Origin of the sequence: Synechococcus sp. CBW1108, from assembly GCF_015840335.1 — a bacterium.
In the GTDB taxonomy this organism is placed as follows: domain Bacteria; phylum Cyanobacteriota; class Cyanobacteriia; order PCC-6307; family Cyanobiaceae; genus Cyanobium_A.
On the sequence record NZ_CP060395.1, the window covers coordinates 2,673,304 to 2,699,575 of the forward strand.

Here is a 26,272-nt window from a genome sequence, read left to right on the forward strand (position 1 = left end):
CCCTGGGCGGGTCAGCGATCGGGGACCCCATCGCCGTTACACTCGGTAAGAAAGCAGGACAGTTATGAATCAGCGGTGGCGTCTATTTGCTCTCTGGTTGCTGCCTTTGGCCGTGGTGGCCTTCCTCGGCTGGCAGCTGCTTGGTAACGGCGGTACGCCCCGCTTCAACCCAAACACTCCAAACGAGGCTCCTCGCAATGCGGCGGTAGCCCGCATGAGTTACGGCCGCTTCCTCGATTATGTCGATGCCGGCCGGGTGACCGCTGTTGACATCTATGACGGCGGCCGCACGGCTGTGATCGAGGCGGTGGATCCTGACCTGGACAACAGGGTGCAGCGGCTGCGGGTAGATCTGCCCGGGGTTGCCCCCGAACTGGTGAACAACCTCAAGGAACAGGGGATCAGTTTTGACATCCACCCTCCCAAGAGCGCCCCGCCGGTGCTCGGCCTGCTCGGCAACCTTCTCTTTCCCCTGCTGCTGATCGGCTCGCTGGTGTTCCTGGCCCGCCGGGGCAGCGGGATGCCCGGTGGCCCCGGCCAGGCAATGCAGTTTGGTAAGACCAAGGCCCGCTTCGCCATGGAGGCTGAGACCGGCGTCAAGTTTGACGACGTAGCCGGGGTGGAGGAGGCCAAGCAGGACCTGCAGGAAGTGGTGACCTTCCTCAAGACTCCTGAGAGATTCACCTCCGTGGGCGCCAAAATCCCCAAGGGTGTGCTGCTAGTTGGTCCCCCTGGCACCGGCAAAACTCTCCTGGCTAAAGCGATTGCAGGGGAAGCCGGTGTTCCCTTTTTCTCCCTCTCCGGATCGGAATTCGTGGAGATGTTTGTGGGCGTCGGCGCCAGCCGGGTGAGGGACCTGTTCAAGCGAGCCAAGGAGAACAGTCCCTGCTTGATTTTCATCGATGAGATCGATGCGGTCGGCCGTCAGCGCGGTGCCGGTGTGGGCGGTGGAAACGACGAGCGGGAGCAGACCCTCAACCAGCTGCTGACCGAGATGGATGGCTTTGAAGGCAACAGCGGCATCATCATCATTGCGGCCACGAACCGGGCCGATGTGCTGGATTCCGCCCTGCTGCGGCCGGGTCGCTTCGATCGCCAGGTGCAGGTTGACGTGCCAGATATCAAGGGCCGGCTTTCAGTGCTGAAAGTGCACAGCCGCAATAAGGTTTTGGCGGCAGATGTGAGCCTCGAGGCAATCGCCCGGCGAACCCCTGGATTTTCCGGGGCGGATCTGGCCAACTTGCTCAATGAGGCAGCAATTCTCACCGCCCGTCGTCGCAAGGAGGCCACCGGTTTAGCCGAAATCGACGATGCAGTCGACAGGGTCATCGCCGGCATGGAGGGTAAACCCCTCACCGATGGACGCAGCAAGCGTCTGATCGCCTATCACGAAGTGGGCCATGCCCTGGTGGGCACCCTGGTTCAGGCCCACGATCCTGTTCAGAAGGTCACCCTGATTCCCCGCGGCCAGGCCCAAGGACTCACCTGGTTTGCACCAGATGAAGAGCAGATGTTAGTCAGCAGAGCCCAGCTCAGGGCCCGAATTATGGGAGCCCTGGGTGGTCGGGCGGCGGAAGAAGTTGTCTTCGGCCATGCTGAAGTTACAACCGGTGCCGGCGGGGACATTCAGCAGGTTGCCTCGATCGCCCGCCAGATGGTGACTCGCTTCGGCATGAGTGACCTGGGTCAGGTGTCCTTTGAGGCCGGCAACCAGGAGGTTTTCCTGGGGCGGGACCTGATGACCCGCAGCGATGGCTCTGATCGGCTGGCCAGCAAGATTGATGATGCCGTGCGGCAAATTGTTCAATCTTGCTATATCGATACCGTGAAGCTAGTTGCCGCCCAGCGCAGCTGCATGGATCGGATGGTTGAGCTGCTGATCGAAAAGGAAACCCTCGATGGCGATGAATTTCGATCCATCGTGGCCGAATTTGCCCAAATACCTGAGAAGGAACGCTTCTCGCCCCTACTCGCAGACATCACCCCGGTCGCTCTAGTGGAAGAACCAGCCCAGGCCTGAGCCCGTGCTCTAGAGAGATCAGAGATCCTCCTCAACGTCGGGCGTGATCGTGCAATCATCCAGGGGGTAGCTCACGCACAAAAGTGCGTAGCCGGCGGCGATTTGGTCGTCATCTAGGAAACTCTGATCGCTCTGATCTACGGAGCCTGAGCTCACCTTGCCTGCACAGGTGCTGCAGGCTCCAGCCCGGCAGGAGAAGGCCAGGTCAATGCCCTGCTCCTCAGCCGCATCGAGAATGTAGGTGTCATCGGCGCAGGTAAAGCTCGCGCCGGTGCTCAGCGTGATCGTGTAGGTCGCCATGGGGTTCAAACTCAAATCCCAATTCCAGACGGATCGCTGCCGAATTGGGGTGATCCTCGCTACCGAGGCAGGGTTGATGTTCAAATTCAGATCCCAGCTGCCCCCTGGCCTGGCCTAACTCGGCTTCAGGCCGGGCGCACCGGGCGCTTTTCGATCACCTTGTCGATCAGCCCGTAACTGACAGCCTCGGCCGGTGACATGAAAAAGTCCCGGTCGGTATCTTCCTCGATTCGGCTCAGGGGTTGGGCGGTGCGGTCGGCCAGCTCCTGGTTGAGCTTCTTTTTAAGGAAGAGGATTTCGTCGGCCTGGATGCGAATGTCGCTGGCCTGGCCCCGGGCGCCGCCAAGGGGCTGGTGGATCATGATCCTTGAATGGGTAAGGCTGCTGCGCTTGCCCTTGCTGCCGGCACAGAGCAGGAAGGCACCCATGGAGGCGGCTAGGCCCACACAAACTGTTTGCACATCTGGCTTGATATGTTGCATTGTGTCAAATATTCCGAGGCCATCATATACAGAACCGCCGGGAGAGTTGATGTACATAAATATGTCCTTATCGGGATCTTCGGCCTCTAGAAATAGAAGCTGGGCCACTACCCTGTTTGCCGACTCAGAAGTTACGGGCTCGCCCAGGAAAATGATCCGCTCCCGCAGTAGCCGGGAATAGATGTCAAACGCCCGTTCTCCCCGGCCCGACTCTTCAATCACGATCGGGATCATGGAGCAGCTGTTGAAACAGGGTCCGATCCTACTGAGCTTGGGCAGCTAGGGTCGACCCACCCCGAGCCTGATTTCGCGTGAGCGCAGCCCTCACCGTTGCCGACAGCAAGCGCGCCTTCCACAGCGCCTTCCCCTACGTGATCGCGCCCCTCTACAGGCGGATGGTGGATGAGCTGCTGGTCGAACTCCACCTGCTCAGTCGCCAGGCTGGCTTCCGCAGCGATCCCCTCTTTGCTGCAGGGCTGGTGCAGGTTTTTGACGGGTTTTCGAAGGGCTATCGCCCGGATGCCCACCGGGAGCTACTGCTCAGCGCCATCTGCAGCGCCTCAGGTTTTGACTCCCAGTTCCTGCGCCAGCAGCGCGATGAGGCCATTGCTGCCATGGGCAGTCACAGCGTTGAGGAGGTGCAGCAATGGATCGAGCAGGCCGGTGCCGGTGCTCCCGAACCTGTGGCGGCAGCCCTGGCCGGTATCCGCCGCCCAGACTTCCACTATTCACGGCTGATGGCCGTGGGCTTGCTGAGCCTGCTGGAGCAAGCCAAGGGAGCCGATGCCATGGATCCCTCAGCGCTGCGCAGCTATGCCCACGACCTAGGCAGTGCCCTGGGCCTGCTCAAGGATCGCCTTGACAAAGATCTCAGTCTCTATGCCGCAAATCTGGAAAAAATGGTCCAGGCGGTGGAGCTGATGGAAGAAACCGTTGCCGCCGAGCGGCGCAAACGGGAGCGGCAACAACAGCCCTCCACCGGCGATGGGGCCCCTAGCGAGCCGGCGGGCGAGCCTGCTGCAGCTGAAGCCGCCCCATCAGCTGGCTGAGGGGAGAGGCCAGGGCGCGGCCTCGGCCGGCCGCCTGAAAAGCCACCAGATCGAGCTGGCCCGATTGCTGCAGCGGCATCGGCAGCTCCGCTGGTAGCAGCCCAAGCCGAGCCAGCGCCTGGGGACGGGCCCTTAGCACCATCGCAGCAGCCATTTCTGGACTGGTCAGGGTCGGGCTGGTCAGGGCTGGGCCGCTCTGGGAGACCTTGGGCAACGGTTGGGCCAGAAGCGGAGGTTGGGGCCCAAGAAACAGCAGCAAGCGGGGTGGACCGCTGGAGGGCAGCAGCCAGCGCCAGCCGCCCACCACCTGGCCGTCCTGGCGGCGCCAGGTAGTGGCCGGCAGGGTGGGGGAACCGGAGGATGCAGCTTCCAGGCCCTGGGTTTGGATCGCCGGCACCAGGGTACTGAGCAGCTGGGTCCAGGGCTTGCGGTCTGCCCCAACTTGAAGTTCGAGCTCCAGGCTCGCCTGGAAGGGCCCCTTGGACACCGGCCGAAGCCGCAGGGCAAAAGGAGACGAACCAAGCAGGGCCAACTGAACTTCGCCGATCCCGTAGCGGGCGGCCAACGGTTCCCGAATCAGCTGACGGCTAAGCAGACCCTGCAAAACTCCCTCCAAGGCCGGTCCCCGCCACTCCAACAGCAGGTCCCCTGGCAGCGGCTCAAGCCCCGGCAGGGAAGCAAGCTTCCCCTGCCGGGTCAGGATGCCGCTGGTCGAGCTCGCCTCACCCTCCATGGTGAGGTTCGAGCCCTGGAGGTCGAGGCTCAAGCATCCCTCCTGGAACCGTTGTAGCAAGGGGGCCATGGGCCCAGCCAGTAAACCCAGGCCCAGGGGCGACCAGAACACCGCCTGTTCTTGCTGGAGGCGCTGCAGGCAGCGCTGCTCCAGTCCCCGGGGCTGGCGTCGGGCCAACTTCAGCTGGTCCTGCAGCAGTCGCTGGGAGAGGGGGTCTGGCGCCACCACCACCAGATCGTCTACCCGCAGGCCAAGGGGGGGCAGGGGCTGGGAGCTGGGGGCGGCAAAGGCCAGGTAGGCGCCACCATCCCCATCGCGCCCCCAAAACTGCCACCAGATACGACGCTGCTGGCGCCAGCTCCTCTCCGCCAAGGGGCTGCCGAGCCGTTGGCTCCACAGGGCGGGAATGGTTCGCTGGGGCGAGGCGGGAAAACTCTGCAACAGGGCTGTCTGGGGCAGCAGCCGTGCCAAACCCAGGGCCCGGGGGCGAGGCCACCGCCACAGCAGCAGTCCAGGAACCAGTACCAGCAGGGCAGTCAGGGCTGCGGTGCGCCTCATGGCCCCACCCCATAGAGCGTGGTGCGCCGGCGCACGGGACGCCCCAGGCTGCCGGCAGCGGCCTCCAGGGCCAGCGGCGACTGGAATGTGCCGCCGGTGGCGCCCGCCATGGTGGTGATGTGCTCCTCCATCAGGGTGCCGCCCAGGTCATTGCACCCCCAGCGCAGGGCTTCGGTGGCCCCAGCCAAGGTCAGCTTCACCCAGCTGGGCTGGTGGTTGCGGAACCATGGCCCCAAAAGGATCCTGGCCTGGGCGGTCAGCCGCAACATCGCCGCTCGGTCGGGCTGGTCCCGGGAGACGCGGGCCCGCAGGGCGGCCGGTGCCGCCGCACCAACGAAGGGCAGCAGTACAAATTCGCTGAACCCAGCATGTTGATTTTGCCTGGCATGGCGTTGCAGGGCCACCAGGGTGAGCAGGTGGGCGACGAGATCCGCAGGCGACTCGATGTGTCCCGCCATCAGGGTGCTGGTGGCGGCCAGACCGCACCGATGCACTTGCAGCATCACGGCAACCCAGGCACGAGCCGAGAGCTTCTCGGGGCATAGGACCCTCCGCACGGTCTCGCTGAGCACCTCGGCCGCCGTGCCTGGAATGGAAGCCAACCCCACTGCCTGTAGTCGCTTGAGCACCACATCGAGCTCCAGCCCATCCTCTTGGGCGAAGTAGAGGAGCTCCTGGGGTGAGAAGGCATGCAGGTGAATGCCCGGAGCTGCCCGCTGCAGTATCTCCAGCAGGCGCTCGGCATAGGCCAGCTGGCTGCCATTGATCGTCGCGGCGGGGTTGAGCCCCCCCTGGATGCAGAGCTCCGTAGCTCCGAGCTGTTGGGCTTCCGCTGCCCGCGCTTCGAGTTCGGCATCGCTGAGCCAGTAGGCCCCTTGGTCACCGGCATCGCGACGAAAAGCGCAGAAGCTGCAGTGCTTGACGCAGTGGTTGGAGACGTTGAGATTGCGGTTCACCACATAGGTGACCGTGTCGCCGGCAATTTCGGCGCGGAGGGCATCGGCAGCCAGGCGCAACTGTTCGTCGTCCCCCTCGGTCGGCAAGCGGCCCAAAAGGGCCAAACCAAGGGGGGCCAGGTCATGGGGTGCATAACCATTGGAAGCCAGCCCGTCGGCATGGGCTGCCCCAATAGCTTCGAGCAGGTGGGCCAACGCGGGGGTGCGCCCAGGGCTGGTGCTGGGGCAAGGGGCCGCCGGGGCTGGCACCAACAGATGGGCGGCCAGCTGCCAGGCCCATGGAGCCAGCCCGGCGGGCAAGGGCTCGGTCATCTAGGGCGCTTGGCTTGCACTGCCCTGCGACGGCGGCGATCACGCCATTCGACCGTGGAGAGGTAGATCACCCCCCCGCTGACGAAAAGCAGGAGCAGGACTGCGATTGCAGAGAGCACCTGGGAGGGGATGGGCAGCTCAGGCACCTAAGGTCGCCAGCTCGGTATCAGAATTTGATGCTGTTGTCGCCATGACGGCCCCAGACAACCATGGCTATCGAGAAACTGAACAGGGCCGCCAGCGAAGCCCAGCCAAAGCTAATCAACATGGCGCTGCCATTCGATGTTCCCGCCAGTTTACCTAGGCTTGGGGGCATCCGCTTCTGACAAGTTTTGGTTGTGGCAACGATCTCCCCAGGCGCCGTTCAGGAGCGACAGCGGGTTCGCCAGAGCTACCCGAGCTTCAAGGTGGTGGTGCTCGACGACGATGTGAACACCTTTCAGCATGTGGTGGAGTGCCTGGTGCGCTACATCCCCGCCATGCAGCCAAATCAGGCCTGGGAGCTGGCCCACCGCATCGACGGCGAGGGCTCCGCGGTGGTCTGGTGCGGCCCCCAGGAGCAGGCTGAGCTCTACCACCAGCAACTCGGCGCCGAGGGCCTGACCCTGGCACCTTTGGAGCAGGGCTGATGGGGCGGGTGGTGATCACCCACAGCACCTACATCGAGGGCCTGATCCCCCTGCTTCAGCGGCTGGCAGGTTTGCCGGGAATTGCCACGGTCACTCCCGCGGTGATCTCCCGGGTGCGGGGGCGCAGCCCCCAGTTGCGGTTGCGGGTGTCCACCGCGATCACCGGTGGCCACAAGTTGGTGGCGCGCCGGGGCAGCAGCGTTCAGGAGGTGTTTGTGGTGACTAATTGGAGCAAAGAACAGCTCCAGCAGGCGCTGGACCACCTACTCGATCAGGACCCATCCAGCAGCAGTGCACCCGAGGGCAGGCGCTCGTAGAGCGCCGTCGCCTGAAAGCGGGCAAAGGCACCACCATCGCGAAACCAACTCCCATCTTCCAGTTCCAGGCCCAGGCTGGAAGGTTCGAGCTGCCAGCGTTGATGCAGATAGGTGGCGTAGTCGTCTGGGGTGGTCTGGGGTGCCTGCCAGTGCACCACGGCGAAGGCCAGGGCCCGGACCCTGACAAGCCCTTCTGGCGGCTCCTCGACCTGCTCTTGATAGAGATAGGTGCGGAAACGCTGGGGCCCATTCTGCCCCTCCAGCGAGTATTTACGCAGGTAGAGCTGCCTGGCTCGGGGGAACAGGGGCCCCGGCGCCATTGAGAGTAGGGAATTGAAAGCCTGATTAAAGCTGTTCATCGGCTCAGGGGCTGCACATCAGGCAGCAGGTTCGATGGCCCCCAGAATGGCGCCTGATCCCACCCCTCTTCCAGCTTCCCGATGCCGATCTCCCCAGACCAGCTCAACCAGGCCATGGCCTGGCGGTATGCCACCAAGCTGTTTGATCCGAGTCGCCGCATCGATGCAGAAACCTGGTCCGCACTGGAGAATGCCCTGGTGCAGAGCCCCTCGAGCTACGGCTTGCAGCCCTGGAAATTTCTGGTGATCGGCGATCCTTCCCTCCGCCAGCAGCTGCGACCTGAATCATGGAACCAGAGCCAGATCACCGATGCCTCCCACCTGGTGGTGTTTCTGGCCGAACGCCAGATCGGGGCCGAACAAGTCGATCGGCTGCTGAGCGCCATGGCCAGCACCCGGGGCCTCGATGCTGGGGCCCTGGTCACCTACCGGCGCATGATCGAGGTGGACCTGATCGAGGGGCCCCGCAGCCAGCAGATTGGGCGTTGGACCAGCAACCAGGTGTACATCGCCCTGGGCACCTTCATGACGGCCGCAGCTTTGCTGGAGGTGGACACCTGTGCGATCGAAGGATTCGACCCGGCGGCCTATGACCGGATCCTGGAATTGGAGGATTCCCCATACCGCAGCTGCGTGGTGTGCGCAGCGGGCTATCGGGACCCCGCTGACAAGTACGCCAGCGCAGCCAAGGTGCGTTACCCAGCCAGCGAGTTGATCGAGCTGCGCTGAGGGTCTTAAAAGGGTTTTAAAAGGGTCTTAAAAAGGGGGTGGACCACCGTGCCGTTTTGCCCCAGCGTTCGACCTGGTGATACCAGAAGGGGGGTCAAGGACGGGGCGCCGTTTCCAGCTACAAGGCCGGCTTACGTTGCTTCCGCTGCAGACCCCCATGTCGAAAAGGGAGTCAGATCAGAAAACTGTAAAAGGCAGTCACCAACAAAGCAGTCCGACCCCATCCTAGGCGCTTGGCAATGGCCAGATGCTGCGCACCCGAGCCAGCAGCTGCTCTGCTTCCAACGCCCGCTCCTGGGGGCTGGCTCCACTGAGCAACAGGGTGATGTGGCCCAGTTTGCGGCCGGCGTTGGAGCCCTGTTTGCCATACCAGTGCACGCTGGCGTCAGGGAGGGCAGCCAGGGCCTCCCGCTGGCTTGGGTATTCGTTGGCAGAACTTTCGAAACCGAGCAGATTCACCATCAAGGCGCCAGGCACCCGCAGGGCTACCGAACCCATCGGCAGGCCGCTGACGATGCGCACCTGCTGCTCAAACTGGCTGGTGTGGGCGGCCTCGATGGTGAGGTGTCCAGAATTGTGGGTACGGGGGGCAATTTCATTTACCTGCAATCCGCCGGGGCCGTAGAAAAACTCGATTGTGAGCACCCCCACGTAGTTGATAGCCGTGATCAGGGACGCGGCGATGTTGCGGGCGTAGGCCTGCACTGCCTGGGGCACATGGGCTGGGGCAAGCACCCAGTCACACACCTGTTGGTGCTGGTGGGTCTGCACCAGGGTGTAGCATTGCACCTTGCCATCCCTGTCGCGACAGGCCAGCTGGGAGAGTTCCAGTTCAAACGGCACCATTTCTTCCAGGATCCAGTCGCCCTGGGGCACCCTGGCCTGGAGAGAAGCCAGCTCCCCTGGCCCCCCAAGCACAACCGTTCCCTTGCCGTCGTAGCCGCCACTGGCGAGCTTCGCCATCAGGGGATAGGCAAAATCGGCTGGCAAAACCCCATCGGTGGGCATTTCACACCACCGGGGGGTGGGCAGGCCCAGACCCTGCAGCAACTGGCGCTGACGGCGTTTGCATACCAGGGGAGACAGGGCCTCCAGGCTCGGCAGGAAAACCACCCCTTCAAAACCCAATGGGGCCAGGGCGGGCAGGTCAAGCCACTCATTTTCAAAGGTGATCGCACCGCAGCGTCGGGCCAGCTCGCGGGTGGCGGCGATGTCGTCGAGATTGGCCAAAACCACCGAAGTGGCGAGGGCCGCGGCTGGATCCTGGGCCGATGGGGTCTGGACATGGAGCGGCACCTCGAGCCTGCGGGCCGCTGCCGCCAGCAACATGGCCAGCTGGCCGCCCCCTACAACCCCGACGGCCGAGCCTGCCAGTGCTGACACCGGATCAGCCATCACCCAGTTATTGCCAATCCGACAGGCTAAGGGGCCAGCGGTCAGGCCAGGCCTTTGTCGGCAGCAAAAAGGAAGCGCACCAGGCTGAGCAACAGCACGATCAGGAACAGGGCCAGGCCGATGGTGCAGGCGTAGCTGATCTCTAGCTCCGCAAAGGCCTGGTCGTAGACGTAATAAACCAGGGTCCGGGTGGAATCGGCGGGCCCCCCCTGGGTCATCAGGTAGACCTCCTCAAACACCTTGGTGGCGGCGATGGCCGAAATCACGGCAACTAAGGTGATGTATGGGCGGAGCAGGGGCAAGGTGATGTCGAGGTGCTTGCGCAAACCCTCACTGCCATCGAGAGCGGCTGCCTCGTAGAGGTCGGGGGAGATGCCCTGGAGACCGGCCAGGAAGATCACCATGTAGTAACCAAGGCCCTTCCAGAGGGTGACAAGCATTACCGAGGGCAGGGCGAGCACCGGGGAGGTGAGAAAGCCGATGGGCTCAAAGGCTGGACCCAGCAGGGCTCCAAGCCAGCCATTGACCAGGCCGTTCTCGGCGTAGATCCAACGAAAGGCGATTGCGGCCACCACGATCGACACCAGCACGGGCGTGTAGAGGGCACCTCGGAAGCAGTGGATCCCGGGCAACTGGCTGTTGACCAGCACTGCCAGCGCCAGCGCCCCGAGCACAATCGGGGGCACCACTCCCACCAGATATAGAAAGGTGGTGCCGGTGACCTGGAAAAACATCGGATCGCTCAGCAGCCGCCGCACGTTGGCCAGGCCCACAAATCGCAGCGGTTCGCTCACATCCAGACCAGCCTGGCTCAAACTCATCACCAGGGCCATCGCGGCCGGGATCAGCACCGAAAGGCCGATCAGCACCAGGGCTGGCAGCAGAAAACCCCAGGCCGTGGCGGTGCGGGGGGCAGGGAGAGACATGCACTTCACCGGGTCCCATCATTGTGAGGGCAGGTGCTGCAGGCCTGCCACTGCAGACCTCAGCAATGCTGAAGCGAATGGCTGAACAATCGCGTAACCCCCTCGACCTGCTGGCACAGCAGGAGGCCGAGAGGCTGCCCTGGCTGGTCCCCTTGCGTCGCAGCCGCATGGCTGCCAATCCCTTCGCCTTCTTTCGCGGCGCTGCCGTGGTGATGGCCGCCGACCTGGCCCGCGAGCCCCACTCCGGGGTGATGGTGCAGCTCTGCGGCGATGCCCACCTGCTCAATTTTGGCTTCTACGGCTCGCCGGAGCTACAGCTGCTCTTCGACATCAACGACTTCGACGAAACCCACTCCGGGCCGTTTGAGTGGGACCTGATCCGTCTGGCCACCAGCTTGATTCTGGCAGCCCGCAGCCTGGGCCTCAGCGACAAGGACCAGGGCAAGGTATGTCGCCGTGGAGTGCGCTCGTACGGCGAGGCGATGGCCAACTTCGCGGAGATGCCTTTTCTGCAGATGTGGGTCAGCAAGCTGCCCTTGCAGGAGCTTATCGATCAGCAGGCCGGTGCCTGCCTTCAAGCCCATCTCAAGCAGGTGGTGGCTACTGCGCTACAGCGTGATAGCGGCCAGGCGGTGCGCAAGCTGTGCGAGCTAAACAGCAGCGGTGACCTCCAGTTTCGTCATCAGCCGCCGCTGATCGTGCGCTATGCCGAGCTACCAAGTGATGTGTTGTTTGGCATGAAATGGCGCCAACGGTTTGACCACATGTATGCCGACTATCTGCAGAGCGTGAGGCCCGAGCTGCGCCACCTGCTCTCGCACTTTCGCCTCAGTGATGCCGCGCTCAAGCCGGTGGGGGTTGGCTCTGTGGGCACCCGCTGCGCCATCGACGTTTTTGTCGGCGACCACCCCGACGATGTGTTGGTGCTGCAAAGCAAACAGGCCGAGCCCTCCGTGTTGGCGCCCTACGTCGACCAACCGGCACCCGAGCACCAGGGCGAACGGGTGGTGAAGGGCCAGCGACTGATGCAGACCGCCAGTGATGGTTTTCTTGGGTGGACCACCTCGCCGGAAGGAAGGCCCTACTACTGGCGGCAATTTCGCAACTGGAATGGTTCGGTGGATGTGACCCAGCTCGATGCCCAGGGGGTGAAGGATTACGGCAAGCTCTGCGGCTGGACCCTGGCCAAGGCCCATGCCCGCAGCGGCGATCGCCGGGCGATCAGCGCCACGATTAACGATCTGAAGCTCTTCAGCGCAAGCCTGCTCGAGCAAGCGCTGCGCCATGCTGACCTTGTCGAACAGGATCACCAAACCCTGCTGGAAGCGATCGCCGCGGGCCGGATCAAAACCTCGGAGCGGCCGTAGCCTCAAGCCAACCCGCCCGCTCCCATGACCGCTGCGCCCACCGCCATCCGCACCATCGAGGTGGCGCTCAGCGCCAACCCCTATCCGGTGGTAATAGGCACCGGTGCCTTGGCCAGCCTTGGCGAGCAGATCCGTGCCCGCGGCAGCAAAGAAGGTACAAAGGTGCTGATGGTTACCAACCCCGTGGTGCAAGAGCATTACGGCGCCAAGGCCCTGGCCAGCCTCCAGGCCGCCGGCTTCGAGGCCACCACCCTGGTAATCGACGCCGGTGAAGACCAGAAAACACTCGCCACCGTGGCCCAGATCCACGACGCCGCCTTCGCCCACAGGCTGGAGCGCGGCTCGCTGATCGTTGCCCTCGGTGGCGGCGTGGTCGGCGACATGGCCGGTTTTGCAGCCGCCACCTGGCTGCGGGGAATTGCCGTGGTGCAGGTACCCACCACCTTGCTGGCCATGGTGGATGCGGCCATCGGCGGCAAGACCGGTGTCAACCATTCCGGCGGTAAGAACCTGATCGGCGCCTTCCACCAGCCCAGGTTGGTGCTGGTGGATCCCAGCACCTTGAGCACCCTGCCCGAGCGGGAGTTTCGGGCCGGCATGGCCGAAGTGATCAAATATGGGGTGATTGGCGACCGGACGCTGTTCAGCGAGTTGGAGGCCAGCAGCGGACTCAGCAGCATGGCGGCCGTGGGAGGGCCATTGCTGCAGAAGATTCTGGAGCGCTCCGCTGCAGCCAAGGCGCAGGTGGTGGCTGCCGATGAAAGGGAGGGGGGCCTGCGGGCCATCCTCAATTACGGCCACACCCTTGGCCACGTGGTGGAAACGCTCTGTGGTTATGGCACCTGGCTGCACGGCGAGGCGGTGGCGATCGGCATGGTGGCGGCCGGTGAGATAGCGCTGGCCATGGGCCTTTGGAACGCTGCGGACCAGCAGCGGCAACGGGCCGTCATCGCCGCCGCCGGGCTGCCCCACGACTGGCCCAGCCTGGATGCTGGAGCGGTGATCGCCTGCCTGCAGGGCGATAAAAAAGTTCGGGATGGCCGGGTGCGGTTTGTTCTGCCCAATGCAATTGGCTCCGTGCAGATTCGCAGCGATGTGGCCGAATCGACCATCCGACAGGTGCTGCTGCAGTAAGGCCGCAATTCGTGAAGTTTCGCCCGGCCGATGCACTGCCACCTTGTGCCCTGAACTGGGGTTGGGCATGGTGTGACCACTAAAGGGTTTGCCGATGAGCTGGAGCGAACTGGAGCGGCTGGTGGAAGAGGCGGAGGCCGAAACGAGCCTGCAGCGGGCCCTGAAGCACTGCCGCACCCAGCAGGAGCTGGTCCTCGCCGCCCGGCGACTGGGTTACCGAATCACCCGGGTAGACCTGCAGCGCGCCCGCCAGCTGGATTGCCGGGCCCAGCCCCTTGAGCAGCGCCTGGGCTGATGCCGGCCGATGCTGGCCGAACCGCTAAAGCCGATTGCGCGGCGGCTGGCCATCTCCCCGCATCAGCAGCACCTCCCAGCGGTTTAGCTGGCGCAGCAGCAGGGCGCCCAGGCCAAGCAGCAGCACCAGGGTTACCCGGGCGGCCAAGCCAGGCAGCCAGGCAGCCAGCAGCAGCTCTACCGCCAGGGCACCAAGCAGCACCGGCCGCCAGCGACTCACCCCCTGCAGGGCTCCTGAGCAGGCGCGGCAATGGCGGGTATGGCTCTCGTAGCGCTCCATCAACTGGGCAGGGCCCTGGCGCGGCGGCAGGGTGGCGGCTGGGAATGGGGGTCCGGCTACGCCAGCCACCCAGTCTTTGAGGGCCCTTACGTAAACATCGGCGCTGGTGGGCAGGTAGCTCTTGCCCTGGGCCCTTTCCTGCCAATGGAGGAAAACCTGGTCGTCTTCCAGCACGACATGGTTGCCCAGGTGCTGCAGCCACTGGGGTCTGGCCCGCAGCAGCAGGCGCGGCAGCAGGGAGCGGAACTGGAATGGGAAGCGGGCAAACAGGCGACATTCGCCCGGCCGAATGGGAGTGGCGTAAACCACGGTGAGAAAACGGGCGAACCCCTTGGCCGTGAGGTCGTGCCACATCAGAGCCGGAGCGACAAAGGTGGTGAATTGGCTGCCCAGTTTTCCCCGGCGTGGACCCTCCGGCCAGGAGACGCTGAAGCCCGCCGCATCGGAGGCTGTGAGCTCGGCCTGGACCGGTGCGGCGTTCTGGCGCTTACCCACCGTGCGGTGGTGGGTGAAGGGCACGTGGCTCACATCGAGCACGTTCTCCAGCAGGGTGAGCGCATCCATCGGCAGGTCCCGGAAGGTGTCCTGCACCAGCCAGAGGGGGTCATCCAGCAGGGGCACGCGAGGCAGTTCAGCCAGTTCGGCCTGCTCGCCCTGGCCGGCGAAAACAAACAGCAGACCCTGGGCCGTGGCTGTGGCATGGGAGCGGCAGGCACTGCGGGGATTGCGGCAGGCGCTGGCGGCGGCCTCCGGTTCCGCCTGGGGAATGGTGGTGCAATGGCCCTCGCCGTTAAAACTCCAACCGTGGTAGGGGCACTCCAGCTCACCCCGTTCGTTGATACGTCCCTCGCTGAGGGGCACCTGGCGGTGGGGGCAGATGTCGGCGAAGGCGCGCCACTGGCTCGACTCTGCTTCCCACCACAGAACGAGATCCTGGCCAAGCAGGGTGAAAGGGGTGGGTCGCAGCGGGTCTAGATCCTGCAGGTAGGCCACCGGATACCAGCGCTGCTGCCAGTGCTCCTGCCAGCGTTGCTGGGCCTCGGCGTCTAGCTCGCTTTTGGGTTCTGTGTTCAGGTCTGGGTTGAGAGGAATGGAAGCAACCATGGGACCTAACTCGAGGCTGAGGTGTAGAAGCGCTGGGCATGGAGCCAGAGCAAGCGGCTGCCGCCAAAACAGAGAATGGCAGCCAGCAGTGAGCCGCCTGCCCAGGCCAATGATCCCCTGCCGAGCAGCGCTTCGGCGGGCACCGTGGTGAGGAAGGCAACTGGCAAAACGAGGGTAAACACCAACCGCAGCGCCGGCGGATAGGCACTCACCGGATAGCGACCGGCCACCAGGGTCTGGCGCAACACCTCAGTGGCATTCCAGACCTTGACGAACCAGATGCTCAGGGCCGCCAGCACGAACCAAAGGCTGTAGAGGATCACCAGGGAGGCCAGCAGCAGGGCCAGAGCAAGCAATAGCAGCGCTGGGGAGGGCAGTCCGGCCCGGCTCGAAGCCCAGGCAATCAGGGCCAGAGCGGCCCCAATCGCCGGCAGACCCCAGGGTGAAACGGTGCGGGTTGAAAGCCAGAACTGGCTGTCGATTGGCTTGAGCAACACGTAGTCGAGGGTGCCGGTCTGCACGTGGTTGACGATCCGGCTCAGGTTGGGCTGCAGCAAGCAGGTGGTGATCCCATCCAGCAGGGTGTACAGACCCAGCACCACCAGGGCCCCATCCCAGCTCCAGCCCCCCAGGCTGGAGCCCCCTGCGAAGAGCAGCTGTAGCACAAACAGGCTGCCGGCCAAGTTGCCGAACACCGACACCAGCTCAATGACGGCGTTGAGGGGATATTCGAGCTCGGCGGCCAGGGACGTGCTCCAAAAGCTGCGCAAGCTGCGTCCGTAGTGGCGCCAGCTGGCCATGACTCAGGCCCCCATCGCCGAATAGCGGCGCAGGCCGGCTAGCCACAGCCAGCGGCCAATCGGCAGCAGCAGCAGGCACCAGGCCGCGATGGCTGCGAAGCCCAGGGTTGCATTCACCTCCTCACCGGCCAGGAGTCGGGCGGGAAAATCCACCATCCAGGGAAAAGGTGTGGCCATCGCCAGGCGGCGAACAGCCGGGGGAAAGGTCTCAAGCGGCGCCACCAGGCCAGATAGGAACAGATAGGGAATCAGCAGCAGCCGATCCAGCGCCGCCGCTCGCTCACTCCAGAAACAGAGGGTTGTGACAACCACCTGAAGCAGGAAACGGAGCAGGAAGGCTGCCTGAATCGCCACCAGGCCCAGCAGCAGGGAGCGCGGTGATGGCAGCCAGAGCAGCCCCGGCGCCACCAGGCCGAGGGCCAAAAGCATGATCGCCACGATTGGCACCCGGGAGGCCTGCTCACTGAAGTGGGCCGCCAGATAGCGCCAGAGGGGGGCCAGCGGCTGCAACAAAAAGGGAGAGAGCCGCCCCTGCAGCGCATCCTCCTCAAACACGTGGATCAGCCACACCACGGTGAACTGGCGCACCAAAAAGGCCGAGAGGAAGTAGCGGCTGATTTGCTGCGGTGAGAGCCCTGCTCCAGCGCCGGCCCCGGAACCACTCCACACACCGAGCATGATCAGGGGCAGCACACCGGAGAGAGCCCACAGCACGATCTCGGCCCGGTACTCGAGCATCAGGGCGTACTGGCTGACCAGCAACGCCCGTGCCACACGCCAGCCGTGCCGGAGCCTCATGGCGAATCCCCCCTGGCTGCTGCTTCTCGGCTGCGAAACAGGACGCCGATCAAATCCTCGATTGGTGGATCCCCCACCTCCAGATCCAGCACCGAAAAGCGCTCGAGCAGGGCCGCAACCCGCTCGGTGAGCTGGTCCCGCGGCACCAGCAGCCGCAGTAGGTGGCCGTGGTGCTCCTCGATCTGGCCAAAGCCCGCAAACGCCTCGCTCGGGTGGAGATCGGCGAGCTCCAAGCGCACCTGGCGGCAGGGGGCAAGCCGCTGGGTAAGCAGGGCTAAAGAACCGTCGTGGAAAAGCTGGCCCTCGTGGATCAGCAACACCCGCGGACAGAGGGCAGTTATGTCGCCCATGTCATGGCTGGTGAGCAGAACGGTCGCGCCGGTCTGGCGGTTGTAGTCGGCAAGAAAATCCCGTACCCGGACCCGGGCATTCACATCCAGCCCCAAGGTGGGTTCATCGAGAAACAGCACGGAGGGGCTGTGCAGCAAGGCCGCCAGCAACTCGGCCTTCATGCGCTGGCCGAGGGAGAGCTTGCGCACCGGCCGATTCAGCTCTGGCCCCAGCTCCAGCATCTCGGCGAGCTCCCGGATTCGCCTAGCCGCTGCGACGGGCTCCAGCCCGTACACCGCCGCATTCACCTGGAGGGAATCCAGGGCTGGCAGATCCCAGATCAGCTGCTGGCGGTTGCCCATCACCAGGGTGATCTGACGCAGGAAGCGGGGCTGGCGCCGCCAGGGCTGGTGACCGGCCACCTGGAGCTCGCCGCCACTGGGGTGGATCAGGCCGGTGAGCATCTTCAAGGTGGTGGTCTTGCCGGCCCCATTCGGGCCGAGGAAGCCCACAAATTCGCCGGGCTCGATGCTGAAACTGATCCGGTCGACGGCCACCACATCCCGGTGCACCCGCCGCACCAGGTGGCGCAGACTGCCTGCCAGCCCTGGCTGCTTCTCGCTGATTCGGTAGCTCTTGCTGAGATTTCTGGCCTGAATGATCGTCATGTCCCCGCTGCCACAGTCAGCCAAGCCCGGGCCGCGGTTCTAGCGGCTGGGTACCAGCATGGTTGGACGTTGAGGGAGTGGCGATGACCCTGGTGGCTGTGACCGGTGCCTCCGGCAAAACCGGTTGGCGGGTGGTGGATCAAGCCCTGCATCGCGGCTTGGCGGTGCGGGCGATCCTGCGGCCTGGCTCGGTGCTGCCGCCGGCCCTGGCCGAAGCAGAGCAACAGGGGCGGCTCGAAGTGCGACGCTTCGATTTCAGTGCCACCGAAGCTTTGCAAAGCGCCCTGAGGGGCTGCGATTCCCTGTTGATCGCCACCGGCGCGCGGCCATCGGTAAACCTGGCCGGCCCCTTGCAGGTGGATGCGATCGGCGTGCGCGACCAGATCCAGGCCTGCCAGGCGGTGGGCTTGAAGCGGGTGGTGCTGGTGAGCTCCCTCTGCGCTGGTCGCTGGTTGCATCCGCTCAACCTGTTCGGCTTGATTCTGGTGTGGAAGCGGCTGGGCGAACGCTGGCTGGAGCAGAGCGGGCTCGACTGGACGGTGATCCGCCCCGGCGGTCTCAGTGAGGACGACAGTCGCGCCGCATCGGAGGGGGTGGTGTATTCCGGAGCCGACCAGCAGGAGAGCAGCAGCCTGCCCCGCCTGCTGGTGGCCCGGGCCTGTCTGGATGCACTCGAGACGCCTGCGGCGATCGGCAAGATTATCGAGATCACCAGCAGCGCGAATCAGGAGCCCCAGCCGCTGGCCGGCTGGTTGGCAAGCAGCTGATTGGCCGTGGAGGCTTGGGGGTAGAGGCTTGGGCGTGGGGGCGTGGGCAACAGGCGATGTTCCAGCCAGGCTGGAGGTCCTCGCAGCCCGCCCTTGATCCCCCCTCAGAAGCAGATGACCGGCATGCTTGGCCATCCGGTGGCGGAGAACCCGATCGACCGGATGTTCGATGCCGTGTATGCCCACCACGGGCTCCACTGGCAGTTCTGGAAGAGCGACATCGCCAACGAGGCGGACCTGGCCAAGGCGATTTCGGCTCTGCAGCCCCTGGGCTACAGCGGTATGTGCATCACCGTGCCCTACAAGGTGGCCGTGATTCCACTGCTGGATGCCGTCGATGACGACGTGAGCGCCATCGGTGCGGCCAATTACATCACGATTGAAGCGGGACTCCTGATCGGGCACAACAACGACGGCAAAGGCGTGGTGAAGGCCATCGAGAAGGTGGCCCCCCTGCAGGGGCAGCGGGTGGTGATGCTCGGGGCCGGGGGGGCCGGTAGGGCGATGGCGGTGGAGATCGCCTGGGCCGGGGCCAGCCAGCTCACCTTGATCACCCGGCGGGAGGAGCAAGGGCGCGAGGTGGCAGAGCGGGTTCGCCAGGCCAGTGGCCTGGCCTGCGAATGGCAACGCTGGCAGGAGCCGCTGCGCCTGCCGGAGGGCACCACGCTGCTTATGAATGCCACTCACCTGGGCTGTGCGCCGGAGCTGGAGCCCCTGCCTCTGGACTGGCAGAGCGTCGCGCCCAGCTGTCTGGCTGTGGATGTGATCACCAATCCCCGCATCACGCCCTTTCTGGCCCAGGCAAGGGAACGGGGCTGCCCCACCGTTGATGGGGTGGAGATGCTGGTGCAGCTGGCCATGCAGATCTTCGAGCGCTGGACCGGCATCCATCCCGAGGAGGCTGTGTTCCAGCAGGCCGTGGCCGAGGCGCTGGGGGAAGGCCCGCCTCCAGCCTAGAGCAGGCCGCGGTAGCGCACCAGCAGCTGCACCATTGCCCAGGACCCCAGGGTCACCTTGACGGCCACCAGCGCATTGAGCAGGGGAATCCAGCCGCCGCTGTCGATCTGGCCAAAGCCACCCGAGACGCCGGGCACCAGGCCTGCCAGCGCCAGCGAGGCCACCAGCACGAACCCCACCACCGCCGCCTTCTCCCAGAGGTCGGCGCGGTAGTGCTGGAACAGCCGATCGGCCAGTCGCGCCGAGCCGCTGATCAGCAGCAGGCCGATGGCGGTGCCACCAGCCACGCCGGCCGCAAAACCACCGCCAGGGGAGAGGTGGCCGCGCAGAGCCAGTTCCACCGCCACCAATGCACACACCGTGGCCCCCAGCTGGCAGAGCAACACCGAGGGGGCGTCCTGCAGAGCACGGATGCGCTGCTGCTGCGGCTCGCCGCTGAGAATCCAGCGCACACCGATCGAGGCCAGGGTGAACACCACCACCTCCGCCACCGTGTCGTAGAGGCGGGTGTGGAGGATCACCGTGGACACCAGGTTGGGCACTCCGCCAGCGTCTAGCAGCTGCTGCAGTGATTTGCTCAGGGGCAGCGGTTGCGGCAGCGCCAGAGCCAAAGGCGCCAGGCAGAGCACCACCGCCGCCAGGCCGTAGAGCAGCTGGGCCGGCCGCAGACCGGCTGCAGAACGGGACGGGTTCATGGGAGGTGCTCCTGATCGGGCTGGGCCGGATCGGGAGACAGGGGCAGCGCGGAGCGATGCTCGAGCTGGTGGCCGGCCTGTCGCCACCTCTGGGCTCCAGGCAGCCCCTCCAGCCGCTCCAGCAGCTGACGGTTGTGCAGCAGCAGGCGGAACGAGCCTGCCCCAGCGGGCTCGAGCACGGCATGCAGGTCGGCATCGGCCGGACCAAGCAGCTCAAGGCGCAGATGCAGGGGATCGAGCCATCGGCACAGCTGCTGGCACAACGGCTCGGGTGGCAACTCCGTCGCCACCGCCACCCGCACCACCATCGAGGAGCGCAGCGCCACCGCATAGAGGGTGGTGGAGAGCAGGGTGCCGACCAGGGCCTCGGTGAGCGCCACATCGGCCGCGCCCAGAAGGGCATAGATCAGGGCCGACACCGCCCCGAGCAGACCCCGCAGCACCAGGGTCTGATAAGGGTTGCTCTGGACCACCAGCAGGATCGCGATGAGCGGCAGCAGGGCCGTGAGCGGCAGCAGCAACTGGATCTCCTGGGTGAGCGTCATGGACGCACCTCCGGATCGAGGTCTCCGTAACGGCTCACCTGGGAGCAGCTGGCCAGCACGTAACCGAAGATCGTGTTCCAGATCACCAGCGAGATCAGCGCCAGCAGCAGCAGGGGCCACTCGCGGTTGAGCCTCAGCAGCAGCCCCAGCAGCATCAGCGCGGAGCCCAGGGTGTCGCCGATGCCCAGGAAATGGAGCTTGTGCAGAAAGCTGCTGCGGCCCAGCAGCGGCCAGGTTCCCGTGAACCACAGCACCAGACCACTCACCAGCAGCAGGTCGCTCAGCACCTCCAGCAAGCGCTGGGCAGCGAGGGGAAGGAGGGTGAGCATCAGTGGTCCACCCCTCGCAGCAGGTTGGCCAGCAGCATCACCGCGGCGTTGCCGACGCTGAGCACGATCACGCCCACAACCCCCACCATCCAGTCGTCGCGCACCACCGACACCACCAGCATCAGCAAGGCCACCTTCGTGGAGAGGCTGGCCAGCGCTGCGAGACGATGCCATACGTCGCTGCGGCGGCAGGCCACCACAATCGGCAGCAGCAGGGCCACCACCATGCCCAGCTGCACCAGCTCCAGCCAGGTCCCTGTCATCGCCGCACCTCCGGGCGGGCCAGCCGGTGTACCCGAAAGGCCCGGCCATCAGCATCCATCCCAAGGGCGATCGTGAACGGGGTGAGCGTCACGCGGAACACCTCCAGAAAGATCAGCAGGGCTGAGCCAGAATCGCTAAAGCCCTGGGTTTCGAGCGTCTCGGTCAGGGTGCGTCCCGAACGCAGCAGTACAAACCCCTCGGCGAAGGCCTGGGGGATCGCCAGCAGGCTGTCCCGCAGGGCCACGAGCAGCGGGCGCAGGGGCAGGCGGCGGCTGTGGCGGGACATTGGCAGCAGCACCGCCACCAGCACGCCGATCAGCACATTCACCTGGCTCAGGTCGCCGGTGAGCAGCAGCCAGATCAGCAGCCGCAACGTCACGGTGATCACACGGCCCATGGCAGCCCTCCCCCCAGCAACAGCGCCATCAGAGTCACTCCCACCAGGGCAATACCCCCGAGCAGGTCGTCGAGACGCTCCAACCTGGGCAGAGCTAGCCAGCCCAGGCCGGCTGCAGCGCGAAGGCCCAAATCCAGCAGCAACTCCAGACCCGCGCCGGCCGCCAGGACCGCTGCGGCCTTGAGGAGGCTGCCCTGGGCCGGCAACGGCGCCAGCAACATGCCGCCGGCCAGGAGCAGCAGAGCCAGCAGCGCCGGGCCCAGGGGCAAGGCGCCGGAGGCCGGAGCTAGGGGCCGCCGCAACAGACGGGCGTACACCGCCGCCGTGCCCACCATCGCCACCAGCAGCACGCCGCTGGACGGGCCGCTGAGGCCGCGGCTGAGCCCCTCCTTGGCCCAGAACCCCAGCAGCGGCGGAGCTCCGGCGATGGAAAGCGCCCCCAGCCACAGGGGCAGGGCCTGTTGCAGCGGCAGGGCCGACTGCCGCCAGCGCACCAGGTTGCGCTCCCCCACCCGGCCGGCCAGCAGAAACAGCCCCGCCTTGGCTAGGCCATGGGCCAGGGCATAGACGCCGCCCACTGTGGGATCGAGGATCACCAGACCAACCTGGGAGAGGGTGCTCCAGGCCAACAGACGCTTGAGGTCGGTTTCAGCCAAGGCGTAGCTCACCCCCAGCAGGGCACTGGCCAGGCCGATCACCACCAGCAGCGGCTGCAGCTGGGGCAGGGCCTGGCTGAGCCGTAGCAGCGGACAGAGCCCACCGGCAACCACCACTCCAGAGAGAAGGGCCGAGACATTGGCCGGGGCCTCGGCATGGGTGCGCGGCAGCCAAAGACCACTTAAGAACACGCCGGCCTTGGTGAGCAGCGCCACCAGCAACAGCGCCAGCGTGATGCTGGTGGCGGCGCCATCGGCCGGTGCGAGATCGGCCAGGGCCTGCAGCCGGAAGCTGCCGCTGCGCAGGTAGAGCAGCGCCACGCCCAGCAGGTAGATCACCATCACGGTGTTGCCCACCAGCAAGTAGCGCAGGCCGATCCACAGCTGCAGGCTGCTGCGTTGACCCAGCATCAGCAGGAAGGCGGTGATGCCCACCACCTCCAGCGCCACATAGAGGCTGAGCAGATCCACCGCAACGAAAGCGGAGTTGAGGCCCGCCAGCAGCACCATCAGCAACACCGGAAACGGGCCGTTCAGCGGTTGTTGCCAGCCGTCCAAGAGCACCGCCAGCACCACAAGGCCGTTGAGCAGCACGAACGGCGCCGCGGTGGCGTCGAACTGCAGCAGCACGCCCAGCGGGCCGACCAGCTCCAGGCTCCAGGGCCCCAGGCCGGCACTCAGGGCCAGGCCCAGGCCAGCGCTGAGCAGGGCGGACAGCAGGGCCAGGGGCCGCGCCAGCGACGGCAGCAGCGGCGCCGTGAACGCTGCCAGCAACGGCAGCAGCAGCGAGGCAGTCAGCAGGGCGGGGGAGAGCTCAGCCATGGCGGGGAGTGGCGCTGGCGCGGCTGGAGCTGAGCTGCTCGAAGCTGGCGGTGTCGAGCAGGGGATCGATCCGGGCCAGGCGGGTGAGCACCACCAGCAACAGCGCCTGGATCGAGAGGCCGATCACGATCGCCGTGAGGATCACAGCCTGGGGGGTGGGATCGGCCCAGGCCAGGGCTGGTTTGGGCAACTGGGGCGCTTCGAGGATCGGCGTGCGCAGGCCGCCGCGGGAGGCCAGCAACACGAACAACGCCACCACGGCGCTGCCCATCACATTCATGGCCAGCAGCACCAAGGCTTCCAGCACTCGAAAGGGATCTGCCAAGGCCGGTGGCGCGTTGATCGCTGGGAAATTAGGCAGACCACCGGGCCATTGGGGTCAGAGACCGGGCTCCTGCAGAAACCGCGGCGGGGCCAGCAAGGCCTGGCGATCCAGGCCCCGCCCGTAGGCCAGCCAGCGGAATTCCCCCAGCGCCCGTGGATCCACCAGCCGCAGCAGGGCCTCGCGGCGGGCCAACACGGTGGCGAGCTCAGCTGGGGGCTGCTGCTGCAGGCCGTGCAGCCGCTCGGCCAAGCCAAGGGCGAGCAGGGCCTGGCCCTGGCGGCACTGGCCAAGGGGCTGCCAGCCGCTGAAGGCGGCAGCGGCATCGACGCTCTCAATACATAGGTGGGCGGTGAGATCCCAGGCGCCTGGCTCCAGAAGCGGATCACCGCTGGCCTGCTGGCCCCGGTAAGCCATCAAGGTGCCGTCAGAGCGCTGGGGGGCGTAGTAGCGCCAGGCCTCCAGGGCGTAGTCGATCACCAGCAACTGGCCCTCCGCCACGGCCTCGGCGCACTCGCCAAGCCAGGGGGCCAGGCCCGGATGCAGTTCGGTGCACCAGCCGGGCGGGCGCTGGGGCAAGGGGGGCAGGAGTCCAAGGGGCTCGAGCTGGGCGGCCGCTGCCGGCTCCAGGGGCGCGCCGGGCTCCAGCCGCAGCGAGAGCTCCGCCTCAGGACCCTCGTGCAGCGCCACCAGCTGCTGGCGCCAGAGCGCCCCGTCCCACACGATCCGCTCCACCGCCAGGGCATCAAGCACCTCATGGGCGAGCACCACACCGCGCAGCGGTGATGCCGCCAGCTCCGCAAAGCTGGCCCAGCGACAGGGCAAGGGGCAGTCCTGCAGCAGGGCTCGCTGACGGGCCGCCATGCCCTCGTTGGGCTCCACCAGCACCAGCTCCAGGCGCTGGGCCAGCTGGGGCCAACCAGCCACCAGGGCCTCGGCCAGCTGCAGGGCCAAGCTGCCTTCGCCTGGCCCTGCCTCAACCAGGGCGAGGGGCCTGGGAACGGCCGCCAGGGCAATGAGCCAGTCACCGATCTGGGGGGCCAGCAGGGTGGCGAAGTCCGGCCCCAGTGAGGGGGCGGTGGCGAAATCCCCTGCTGGGCCGATACCCAGGTGGCCGGAGCCATAGGCTCCATGCGCTGAATCGTGCAACACCCACTCCATATAAGTGCGAAAGGGCACCGCCCCGCCGGCTGCCTGCAGGCGCTCTAGAAGCCAGGCGGGCAAAGCATCGCTAGGGGGCAGTGTCACGCTTAGACGGCTGCTCAGGGAGAATGCATCTTCCCTGAGGCCGGTGGATGGGTCGCGTTCTGACTGCCATGACAACGGTCTTGGCGAGCTTGTTGCTGGTGTTGACCTGCTGGCTGGGCGTGGGCATTGCTCCGGCCCACGCCTACGACAACCCCGACCTGCTGCCCGACCACCCCACGCCGGTGATCGACCTGGCCAAGATCCTCACCGATGGCCAGCGCACCAGCCTGGAGGACAACCTCAACCGCTTTGAGGCCGACACGGGCTGGAAGCTGCGGGTGCTGACCCAGTACGACCGCACCCCCGGCCAAGCGGTTAAAAGCTTCTGGGAGCTTGATGAGCGCAGCCTGCTGCTGGTGGCCGATGAGCGCGGCGGCAATCTGCTCAATTTCAACGTCGGCGATGCCCTATTCGCCCTGATGCCCCGCACCTACTGGGTGGAACTGCAGACCCGCTTCGGCAACCAGTACTACGTGCGTGACCACGGCCAGGATGCCGCCATTGTCGATGCCCTGGCCGTGGTGGAAACCTGCCTGCAGCAGGGTGGTTGTCAGGTGGTGCCAGGCCTGCCCCAGGAGCAATGGCTGCTCACCCTTTCCACCTCCGTTCTGGGCGGCCTGGTGGCCGGCTTCGCCGCCTACCCCCGCAAGGAGGGACGCAAGGTGGAGTGGGCCTGGGTGCTGCTGCTCTCCCCCCTCTGGCTGATCCTGTTTGGCGCCCTCGGCCTGGGGCCGATTGTTACCCGCACCAGTGACCTGCTGCCGGTTGCCCGCAACAGCCTGGCCTTCCTGGGTGCAGCCCTAGGGGCTTATCTGATAGCGGGAGCAACGGTCGGCAAACCCCGCGCCCAGGATTCAGATTGAATTCCCGCTCGCCCGGGGGCCCAGGCCCTTGAGGGCTTCAAGCTTGCAACGCAGGGAATCGGCCGGCATACAGGCAGGCTTGGCTGAGGCCAAGTTGGCGGCGGCTTGGTCGGCACTGAGTTGGCCGCGGAGCCGGGACAGGTTGTCCTCGTAGAAGCGCCTGAGGTCGTGGAAGCGCTTCACCGGCTGGCCGTAGTAGCTGCGGCCGGCCAAGGTGGGAAAACTGGCCCATTCCGGTGCCAATTTGGCCGCCAGCAGGGGCGTGAATAATCCCTGATCGGCCAAGGCCAGGGCACCACGACGCCGGATCAGGAAGAGGGCTCCCTGGTCTTGCACATGGGGACCGAATTGGGCAACCCCAAGGGAACGAGTGACCAGATCCCAAGTAAATGGCATGAACTGGTAGGCCCCTGCTGCGGCGCTTGCGTAGCGGGCGGTTCGCACAACCCGGTCTGGGTGACGGTCCAGCGATGGCATCAGGCCACCGCCAAACATGATGCGGTAACCGACGTCCTCCCCACCAGCCCAGGTGCCCTCGGCAAAACGGATCGTGTTGAGCAGGGCCCGGCGCTCGGGCGTGATGGCGAAGATGCGCGGCGAAGGGGAAGGCAGGGTTATGGATGCTGAAACAGTTGCCGCTAAGGGCCGGGGGGCTTCAAGAGACTGGGCCTCAGGAGACTGGACCTCATCCTGCTGGGCCCGGGCCGATGGGGCACTCAGTAGGGAGGCGCCAGCAACAAAGCTGGTGATGGCGAGCAGGGAAAAGAATCGGGAGTTGATGCTGGGCAAGGTCATACCGGAGCGAATCAAACGGCAAAACCGCCTGCAGGCGGCCGAATCTGGAAAAACGAAGAAAATATTTGTTCG

General features: G+C 65.5%; 33 protein-coding genes and 1 other RNA gene. 11 read left to right on the plus strand and 23 right to left on the minus strand.

The features are described 5' to 3' along the window. Positions 1-64 precede the first annotated feature (64 nt). Positions 65-2,020, plus strand: a complete 1,956-nt coding sequence (ftsH, locus tag H8F27_RS14435; RefSeq protein WP_197148963.1) for an ATP-dependent zinc metalloprotease FtsH — start codon at positions 65-67, stop codon at positions 2,018-2,020. 18 nt (positions 2,021-2,038) lie between these two features. On the opposite strand, the gene H8F27_RS14440 is transcribed toward ftsH, so the two are convergent. Both H8F27_RS14440 and clpP read right to left on the minus strand, forming a co-directional pair. Continuing rightward, a complete protein-coding gene (locus tag H8F27_RS14440; protein ID WP_197148964.1) occupies positions 2,039-2,320 on the minus strand; it encodes a 2Fe-2S iron-sulfur cluster-binding protein in 282 nt (93 codons plus the stop codon). Positions 2,321-2,445: 125 nt separating this feature from the next. Next, a complete protein-coding gene (gene clpP, locus H8F27_RS14445) occupies positions 2,446-3,036 on the minus strand; it encodes an ATP-dependent Clp endopeptidase proteolytic subunit ClpP (RefSeq protein ID WP_197148965.1) in 591 nt (196 codons plus the stop codon). 77 nt (positions 3,037-3,113) lie between these two features. On the opposite strand from clpP, the gene psb29 reads away from it, so the two are divergent. Beyond that, positions 3,114-3,851, plus strand: coding sequence for a photosystem II biogenesis protein Psp29 (gene psb29 / locus H8F27_RS14450; RefSeq protein WP_197148967.1), 738 nt, complete (start codon positions 3,114-3,116; stop codon positions 3,849-3,851). On the opposite strand, the gene H8F27_RS14455 is transcribed toward psb29, so the two are convergent. The 4 genes from H8F27_RS14455 to petN are packed head-to-tail and all read right to left on the minus strand — an operon-like array spanning position 3,796 to position 6,678. After that, positions 3,796-5,142 (minus strand): hypothetical protein, encoded by a 1,347-nt coding sequence (locus H8F27_RS14455; RefSeq protein WP_197148969.1) that lies wholly within the window; start codon positions 5,140-5,142, stop codon positions 3,796-3,798. The two genes, psb29 and H8F27_RS14455, sit on opposite strands and share 56 nt — an antisense overlap. Beyond that, the gene (locus H8F27_RS14460; protein ID WP_197148971.1) at positions 5,139-6,410 is read right to left on the minus strand and encodes a CofH family radical SAM protein; all 1,272 of its coding nucleotides are present in this window, start codon (positions 6,408-6,410) and stop codon (positions 5,139-5,141) included. Before H8F27_RS14460 ends, H8F27_RS14455 begins: the two co-directional genes overlap by 4 nt. Continuing rightward, complete coding sequence (locus tag H8F27_RS14465) at positions 6,407-6,556, minus strand: hypothetical protein (RefSeq protein ID WP_197148973.1); 150 nt, start codon at positions 6,554-6,556, stop codon at positions 6,407-6,409. Before H8F27_RS14465 ends, H8F27_RS14460 begins: the two co-directional genes overlap by 4 nt. A gap of 20 nt (positions 6,557-6,576) precedes the next feature. After that, entirely contained in the window at positions 6,577-6,678 is a 102-nt protein-coding gene (petN, locus tag H8F27_RS14470) for a cytochrome b6-f complex subunit PetN (protein ID WP_197153610.1), read from the minus strand. A 70-nt stretch (positions 6,679-6,748) separates the two neighbouring features. Between petN and clpS the strand changes: the two genes are divergently transcribed. Then, a complete protein-coding gene (gene clpS / locus H8F27_RS14475) occupies positions 6,749-7,039 on the plus strand; it encodes an ATP-dependent Clp protease adapter ClpS (RefSeq protein ID WP_197148975.1) in 291 nt (96 codons plus the stop codon). Next, positions 7,039-7,356 (plus strand): DUF2103 domain-containing protein, encoded by a 318-nt coding sequence (locus H8F27_RS14480; RefSeq protein ID WP_197148976.1) that lies wholly within the window; start codon positions 7,039-7,041, stop codon positions 7,354-7,356. The genes clpS and H8F27_RS14480 overlap by 1 nt, the downstream gene beginning before the upstream one ends. Here the strand turns inward: H8F27_RS14480 and H8F27_RS14485 are convergent. After that, positions 7,311-7,715 carry a hypothetical protein gene (locus H8F27_RS14485; protein WP_197148978.1) on the minus strand — a complete coding sequence of 135 codons (405 nt, stop codon included), beginning with the start codon at positions 7,713-7,715 and terminating at the stop codon, positions 7,311-7,313. The two genes, H8F27_RS14480 and H8F27_RS14485, sit on opposite strands and share 46 nt — an antisense overlap. Positions 7,716-7,796: 81 nt before the next feature. Here H8F27_RS14485 and H8F27_RS14490 point away from each other — a divergent pair, with 81 nt between their 5' ends. Next, complete coding sequence (locus tag H8F27_RS14490; RefSeq protein WP_197148980.1) at positions 7,797-8,444, plus strand: NAD(P)H-dependent oxidoreductase; 648 nt, start codon at positions 7,797-7,799, stop codon at positions 8,442-8,444. Positions 8,445-8,480: 36 nt separating this feature from the next. Here H8F27_RS14490 and ssrS read toward each other — a convergent pair. From ssrS to H8F27_RS14505, 3 genes are all read right to left on the minus strand, one after another. Continuing rightward, positions 8,481-8,663: non-coding RNA, 6S RNA (gene ssrS, locus H8F27_RS14495), on the minus strand. A gap of 6 nt (positions 8,664-8,669) precedes the next feature. Beyond that, on the minus strand, positions 8,670-9,839 hold the full coding sequence (locus H8F27_RS14500) for a 5-(carboxyamino)imidazole ribonucleotide synthase (protein WP_197148981.1): 1,170 nt from the start codon (positions 9,837-9,839) through the stop codon (positions 8,670-8,672). Between the two features lie 41 nt (positions 9,840-9,880). Continuing rightward, a complete protein-coding gene (locus tag H8F27_RS14505) occupies positions 9,881-10,765 on the minus strand; it encodes a carbohydrate ABC transporter permease (RefSeq protein WP_197148982.1) in 885 nt (294 codons plus the stop codon). A gap of 77 nt (positions 10,766-10,842) precedes the next feature. Here H8F27_RS14505 and H8F27_RS14510 point away from each other — a divergent pair, with 77 nt between their 5' ends. From H8F27_RS14510 to H8F27_RS14520, 3 genes are all read left to right on the plus strand, one after another. Further along, positions 10,843-12,132: a DUF2252 domain-containing protein gene (locus H8F27_RS14510; protein WP_197148983.1), complete on the plus strand. Its 1,290-nt coding sequence runs from the start codon at positions 10,843-10,845 to the stop codon at positions 12,130-12,132. A gap of 24 nt (positions 12,133-12,156) precedes the next feature. Next, the gene (gene aroB / locus H8F27_RS14515; protein ID WP_197148984.1) at positions 12,157-13,266 is read left to right on the plus strand and encodes a 3-dehydroquinate synthase; all 1,110 of its coding nucleotides are present in this window, start codon (positions 12,157-12,159) and stop codon (positions 13,264-13,266) included. Positions 13,267-13,360: 94 nt separating this feature from the next. Beyond that, on the plus strand, positions 13,361-13,561 hold the full coding sequence (locus tag H8F27_RS14520; RefSeq protein ID WP_197148985.1) for a Nif11 family protein: 201 nt from the start codon (positions 13,361-13,363) through the stop codon (positions 13,559-13,561). Positions 13,562-13,585: 24 nt separating this feature from the next. On the opposite strand, the gene H8F27_RS14525 is transcribed toward H8F27_RS14520, so the two are convergent. Genes H8F27_RS14525 through H8F27_RS14540 form a run of 4 tightly spaced genes read right to left on the minus strand, consistent with a single transcriptional unit; the run spans position 13,586 to position 17,540 of the window. Beyond that, on the minus strand, positions 13,586-14,944 hold the full coding sequence (locus H8F27_RS14525; RefSeq protein WP_197148989.1) for a Rieske 2Fe-2S domain-containing protein: 1,359 nt from the start codon (positions 14,942-14,944) through the stop codon (positions 13,586-13,588). Between the two features lie 5 nt (positions 14,945-14,949). Next, positions 14,950-15,744: an ABC transporter permease gene (locus H8F27_RS14530; RefSeq protein WP_197148990.1), complete on the minus strand. Its 795-nt coding sequence runs from the start codon at positions 15,742-15,744 to the stop codon at positions 14,950-14,952. Between the two features lie 3 nt (positions 15,745-15,747). Then, the gene (locus H8F27_RS14535; protein ID WP_197148991.1) at positions 15,748-16,542 is read right to left on the minus strand and encodes an ABC-2 family transporter protein; all 795 of its coding nucleotides are present in this window, start codon (positions 16,540-16,542) and stop codon (positions 15,748-15,750) included. Beyond that, on the minus strand, positions 16,539-17,540 hold the full coding sequence (locus H8F27_RS14540) for an ATP-binding cassette domain-containing protein (protein ID WP_197148992.1): 1,002 nt from the start codon (positions 17,538-17,540) through the stop codon (positions 16,539-16,541). The genes H8F27_RS14535 and H8F27_RS14540 overlap by 4 nt, the downstream gene beginning before the upstream one ends. Positions 17,541-17,623: 83 nt before the next feature. On the opposite strand from H8F27_RS14540, the gene H8F27_RS14545 reads away from it, so the two are divergent. Continuing rightward, positions 17,624-18,307 carry an SDR family oxidoreductase gene (locus tag H8F27_RS14545; protein WP_197153611.1) on the plus strand — a complete coding sequence of 228 codons (684 nt, stop codon included), beginning with the start codon at positions 17,624-17,626 and terminating at the stop codon, positions 18,305-18,307. Positions 18,308-18,421: 114 nt separating this feature from the next. Beyond that, positions 18,422-19,264 carry a shikimate dehydrogenase gene (locus H8F27_RS14550; protein ID WP_197153612.1) on the plus strand — a complete coding sequence of 281 codons (843 nt, stop codon included), beginning with the start codon at positions 18,422-18,424 and terminating at the stop codon, positions 19,262-19,264. Here H8F27_RS14550 and H8F27_RS14555 read toward each other — a convergent pair. The 8 genes from H8F27_RS14555 to H8F27_RS14590 all read right to left on the minus strand — a co-directional run bounded on the left by H8F27_RS14555 (position 19,261) and on the right by H8F27_RS14590 (position 24,542). Beyond that, the gene (locus H8F27_RS14555; protein WP_197148998.1) at positions 19,261-19,959 is read right to left on the minus strand and encodes an MnhB domain-containing protein; all 699 of its coding nucleotides are present in this window, start codon (positions 19,957-19,959) and stop codon (positions 19,261-19,263) included. The two genes, H8F27_RS14550 and H8F27_RS14555, sit on opposite strands and share 4 nt — an antisense overlap. After that, positions 19,956-20,504 carry a hydrogenase subunit MbhD domain-containing protein gene (locus tag H8F27_RS14560; protein WP_197149000.1) on the minus strand — a complete coding sequence of 183 codons (549 nt, stop codon included), beginning with the start codon at positions 20,502-20,504 and terminating at the stop codon, positions 19,956-19,958. Before H8F27_RS14560 ends, H8F27_RS14555 begins: the two co-directional genes overlap by 4 nt. After that, positions 20,501-20,833 carry a monovalent cation/H(+) antiporter subunit G gene (locus tag H8F27_RS14565; RefSeq protein ID WP_197149001.1) on the minus strand — a complete coding sequence of 111 codons (333 nt, stop codon included), beginning with the start codon at positions 20,831-20,833 and terminating at the stop codon, positions 20,501-20,503. The genes H8F27_RS14560 and H8F27_RS14565 overlap by 4 nt, the downstream gene beginning before the upstream one ends. Next, a complete protein-coding gene (locus H8F27_RS14570; protein WP_370594427.1) occupies positions 20,833-21,096 on the minus strand; it encodes a hypothetical protein in 264 nt (87 codons plus the stop codon). Before H8F27_RS14570 ends, H8F27_RS14565 begins: the two co-directional genes overlap by 1 nt. Then, entirely contained in the window at positions 21,093-21,494 is a 402-nt protein-coding gene (locus H8F27_RS14575; RefSeq protein ID WP_197149002.1) for a sodium:proton antiporter, read from the minus strand. The genes H8F27_RS14570 and H8F27_RS14575 overlap by 4 nt, the downstream gene beginning before the upstream one ends. Then, a complete protein-coding gene (locus H8F27_RS14580; RefSeq protein WP_197149003.1) occupies positions 21,482-22,972 on the minus strand; it encodes a proton-conducting transporter membrane subunit in 1,491 nt (496 codons plus the stop codon). Before H8F27_RS14580 ends, H8F27_RS14575 begins: the two co-directional genes overlap by 13 nt. Then, complete coding sequence (locus tag H8F27_RS14585; RefSeq protein ID WP_370594428.1) at positions 22,965-23,279, minus strand: cation:proton antiporter subunit C; 315 nt, start codon at positions 23,277-23,279, stop codon at positions 22,965-22,967. The genes H8F27_RS14580 and H8F27_RS14585 overlap by 8 nt, the downstream gene beginning before the upstream one ends. Before the next feature lie 72 nt (positions 23,280-23,351). After that, complete coding sequence (locus tag H8F27_RS14590) at positions 23,352-24,542, minus strand: class I SAM-dependent methyltransferase (RefSeq protein WP_231596313.1); 1,191 nt, start codon at positions 24,540-24,542, stop codon at positions 23,352-23,354. A gap of 68 nt (positions 24,543-24,610) precedes the next feature. On the opposite strand from H8F27_RS14590, the gene H8F27_RS14595 reads away from it, so the two are divergent. Further along, positions 24,611-25,405 (plus strand): TPM domain-containing protein, encoded by a 795-nt coding sequence (locus tag H8F27_RS14595; RefSeq protein ID WP_231596314.1) that lies wholly within the window; start codon positions 24,611-24,613, stop codon positions 25,403-25,405. Here H8F27_RS14595 and H8F27_RS14600 read toward each other — a convergent pair. Next, positions 25,397-26,200 carry a glycoside hydrolase family 104 protein gene (locus tag H8F27_RS14600; protein ID WP_231596315.1) on the minus strand — a complete coding sequence of 268 codons (804 nt, stop codon included), beginning with the start codon at positions 26,198-26,200 and terminating at the stop codon, positions 25,397-25,399. The genes H8F27_RS14595 and H8F27_RS14600 overlap by 9 nt on opposite strands. Between the last annotated feature and the right edge of the window lie 72 nt (positions 26,201-26,272).